The organism is Acidobacteriota bacterium, from assembly GCA_028875725.1.
Taxonomy (GTDB): domain Bacteria; phylum Acidobacteriota; class Thermoanaerobaculia; order Multivoradales; family Multivoraceae; genus Multivorans.
This window is the reverse complement of the sequence record JAPPCR010000010.1, coordinates 1-3,986: the sequence shown is the minus strand read 5'-3', so window position 1 is coordinate 3,986 and position 3,986 is coordinate 1. Positions and strand designations below refer to the sequence as shown.

Sequence of the window (3,986 nt, the reverse complement as noted above, 5' to 3'; positions counted from 1 at the left end):
CCGGGATCGAGGTCAGGATCTCGGCCCGGCGCTCCATCTCCTTCTCCTCCCCGATCCGCTGCCGGATCTCGGCATCGATGAGCTTCAGCTGGCGGTCGATCTGCCTCAGCCTCTGCCTGGTGACCCGCTTGCCCACGGGAGTGCGCAAGTTCCTGCCCCGGTTGGTGGTTGCGGTCCGATCCCTGACCAGCGCGTCGCGGATCAGCTGGAGCTCGGCAAGGTCGCGCTGCCCCTCCGATCTCGCCTCGGTCGGGCGCAGGTCCTCGATGGCCGAAGCCATGATGGCCAGCATCCGGGCGTCCACCGCGTCGGTCTTGGCGCGCCGCCCGATGGAGCGGGCGAAGGACCGGACCTGGAAGGGGTTGATCGCGTACAGGGGGAGCCCGGCCTTCAGGAGGGTGTCCTCGAAGTCGCGGTGGAAGGCTCCGGTGGGTTCGTACGCGATCCGGTCGATCCCGGAGCCGATCCAGGCGATCAGCTTCCGGAAGCCGGCGCTGTCGTTGGGGAACCGGGATGCTCTCCCCTCGGGCGCGGCGAAGGCGTCGAGCCAGTCCTTGGAGATGTCGATCCCGACGGTGCGGAGGATGCTGCTCATGTGTTCTTCCCTTCTCCTGTGCTTGTCATGCGAGCCTCGATGCTCGTGTATCCATTCAGGACATTGGGAAGGACGGTGGCGATCACACTGACCTCGGCCCCTTTACGGCCTGCCAGCACATCGATCCGACCACCGTCCCTGTTGAGCGCCCGCTCCGGCTCGCTGCGCTCGCCTCTGCGGGCGCTCAACAGCCCGGGCCTTCCCCGTGACCCGGTCGTGCAAATCAAGCGGGAATCTGCATGATTATGGGAAACAAGCCAGGTTACTCCGTGGGGCCACACTCCGTGAGTCCCCTGCGGAGGCTGGCGGGGGGCCGCGCCCCCTCTAACCCCTGCGTTTCCGGCCCGCCACGGGAGCGTTGGGCGGCGAGGTGCTCCAACCCGCAAGCCCGTCGTGGCGGACGACCCGGCCGACGTGATCCTCGGCGGATCGCCAGCCGGGAGCTTGGCCGTGACCGGCACGGGCTTGAGGATCCGCCCGTGGGTGGGGCCTTGGCCGACTCGGTGGCGGGCCGTCCAAGCCCATGCCCCTCCGACGCTCGGAAGACCGCTCTCGCGGCGATTCTGGGCGTTTTGCGGCGGTTCGGCGGAATCCGAGGCCGCAGGATCGCCGGTAACGCACCAATCCCACCCCCGGAAGGGTAGGAGTACCCCCGGTTGCGGGCTTCCGACCGAGGAACTCGACATCCCCACGGTGGATGATCGAGCCAGGGAAAGGCGCGGAGTGTCAATAGACACCGAAAATGTCCCGGCTGTCGGCATTGAGAATGTCCCGGTTCGGCGGCGGGCGAGCCGCTGGCAAATGCCAGCGAACATTGACGCCACCCGACCACCCGTCGAGTATTCCAAACTGAGTACAATTGACGACCTGCGACTCATCCGCGTCCACCGGGCGCGGACCTGCCTCCAGAAAGGGTAACGGACATGGGCAGCTTGCATGATGCCGTCGTGCAGTACGTGGAAGGGGAAATGAGGAAGGACCCCGGCGTGAAGAACGCCACCCCACGCCAAGTATCGGCTGCCGGTGACGCGGCGGCTGGCGGAACAGCGACGGCCCGCACGGCAAGCGAAGGCGGCACCGGACCCGGCGCCCGCGTCATTGGGAGATGGTGCCGCCGTCATGGAGTACGTGGAGCGGACGCTCGAAGCGAACCCCGGAATCGCGAACGCGGACCTGTTCGCGGGTGCCCGCGAGATCGACCCTTCGGTCGGGCAACTCACGGGCCGGCAGTTCCACGCGAGATACCCCCTCCAAGTCAAGGCGCGGCTCGCAAGGGCCGCCGCGCCCAAGCCCAAGACGCCGCCGGAGCCGGAGGTCCCAACGGCTCAAGAGACCGCCGAGGAGGATGCTCCGCCGAAGCAGGCGGGCGACCCGCTCGCGGTTCGCCGTCTGCTGCTCGATCTGGCCAAGGAACTCGCGAGCGCGGAGAGCAAGGCGGAAGTGATCGAGGTCATGGCCCGGCTGGACGACTACGTGGCCGAGATCATGGAGGCGGCACGCGGTTGATTCATCCGCCAGCCTCGGTGGCCGGAGCGGCGCGCGACTTACGACCGTACTGGAGCGTGAAATCGACATGGAGGGTCGATTCACACTTTGGCCCTCCGGCGATTCACACCGCCCCTCCCGCATATCCGCTGGCGCGGCAACGTCTTGCGGTCCGGCCGTCCGGTCGCCCGTGACACACGAGCGGTTCGGGCCGTGGTGGGAGCGACCCCCCTCGCCGAGGGCTCGGTACGGGTTCGGGCCGAGGTGGAAATTCACACCTCGCCCCTGCCCTCCCGGGGTCGCTCCCGCAGCAACAATCCCTGGCGGGAAGGCCGTCCGAACGCCGCCGTGGAACGCGGCGACTCAACCCGCTCCTCCTGCGGCTGCCGCCGTTGCCCAAACTGCCCGCGCCGCTCTCCTGCCAGCGTCCGCCCGCGTGGTCGCTGGCTCCCGGCCACCCCCACGGCGGCCTTGGCCCCGACACCGCGATCCGCGTCTGCCCCTACGCAACGGCCCCCGTCCGGGTTTCACCTCCCGTCCAAGGAGACCGCCGGTCCGAGGCGGCGGGCCGGGTTGCCGAGAGTCGGGTTGCCCCCGCCGTGCGCGTCCTCCGGCCTTCCTGCAAAGGACTGCTGGACCCGTAGCGACCCGCCGCGGCGGCTTGGGATGGAGTGCACATCCCAACCTCCGCAGATGCCACAACGGGCATCGAAAAAGGTGGGTCGCTACGGGCACGCCTCCGTTTCCGGCACGGCGCAGCCGCCCCGGAGGCCGTGGCGCAACCGCAAGCCGGACAACGACCTGCGTAGCCGGTAACCTGCACGTCCGAACGGCGATTCCGCGCACGTGCGGGTCCTCTTCACATGTGCGGCTCCATCCCGGCACGACCGGATCCATTTCGGGTCTTGGATCGACCTCCCGTCGATTCCAAGCACCGCCGTGAGAACAGCGCTTCAATCGTAGCCCCTTGACGCGAAAACGGGGAAGACTGACTGGCTCATGGCGTAGCTGCCTACTCCTTGTCCCCGTCGTCCTTGACGACCGTCACAGTGAACGTGTCCGAGGCGGACAGACCGCCCGTGTCGGTGGCTGTGGCCTCGATTTCCGCCGTCCCCACGGCGACTGCGGTGATCACGATGCTCCAAGTGTCGATCGCGACCGACACCACGTCGGCGTCCGATGAATTCGCCGCATAGGTGAGGTCGTCACGGTCCGGATCATAGAAGTGGTACGAGAGAAGGAAGTCGGCCTCGCCGTCTTCTGCGATGGTCATGTCGTTGATGGGCAGGTTCAGCACCGGCGCCCGGTTGACCCTCTCTACCGTGAACTCGGCGGTCTGGCTGGCCGACAGCCCCCCAGGGTCGGTCGCGGTGACGGCGATCGTCGCCGTTCCGGCAGCCATCGCCTCCACCGTGATCGTGTCGTTCGACATCGAGGGGGTCACCACGTTCGTGGCCGACGACCTCGCCGCGAAGGCGAGGGGGTCACCGTCCGGGTCGGAGAAGAACTCCGATACCGTCTCAGTGAACACGTCCTCTTCCGTCAGGGTGACGGGTGGAATGTCGCCGACGGCGATTGGCGCTTGGTTCTCCGGTTCGGTCTCACCGCACGCGAACGCCGTCACGGCGGTTGCAAGTCCAAGCAGCTTTTTCATGGTCCTAGCGGCTCGTCCAGATTGTTGGAATAGTGGGGTGGGAATCCTGCACATGATACCGTCCGAGGCCCCGGATGTTCCCCGCGCCCCACGATCCGCGCGCGCATCGGTGGGGTCACTCGGGGACGAGCGGGCGGAGACGCAGCGGGCGGAGACGCACACTGGCGGAGAAGCCCTCTCTCCGCGATACTTCGTTCGCGCAGATCGTGCAGTCCATCTATCGAGAGGAATCGAACGATGGCACGCACGAAA

At 67.4% G+C, this 3,986-nt stretch carries 3 protein-coding genes; 1 reads left to right on the top strand and 2 read right to left on the bottom strand.

Annotated features, from left to right (window positions below):
- Positions 1-595, bottom strand: a 595-nt coding sequence (locus tag OXI49_11315; GenBank protein ID MDE2691094.1) for a transposase, incomplete at its 3' end; no start/stop codon positions are given.
- Positions 596-1,618: 1,023 nt separating this feature from the next.
- Here OXI49_11315 and OXI49_11310 point away from each other — a divergent pair.
- Complete coding sequence (locus tag OXI49_11310; protein ID MDE2691093.1) at positions 1,619-2,101, top strand: hypothetical protein; 483 nt, start codon at positions 1,619-1,621, stop codon at positions 2,099-2,101.
- 991 nt (positions 2,102-3,092) lie between these two features.
- Here the strand turns inward: OXI49_11310 and OXI49_11305 are convergent.
- A complete protein-coding gene (locus OXI49_11305) occupies positions 3,093-3,788 on the bottom strand; it encodes an Ig-like domain-containing protein (protein ID MDE2691092.1) in 696 nt (231 codons plus the stop codon).
- Positions 3,789-3,986 lie beyond the last annotated feature (198 nt).

Bases quoted from the DNA above. Each gene is read 5' to 3' on its own strand.
- OXI49_11305 (MDE2691092.1), bottom strand. From the start codon at position 3,788: ATGTGCAGGATTCCCACCCCACTATTCCAACAATCTGGACGAGCCGCT.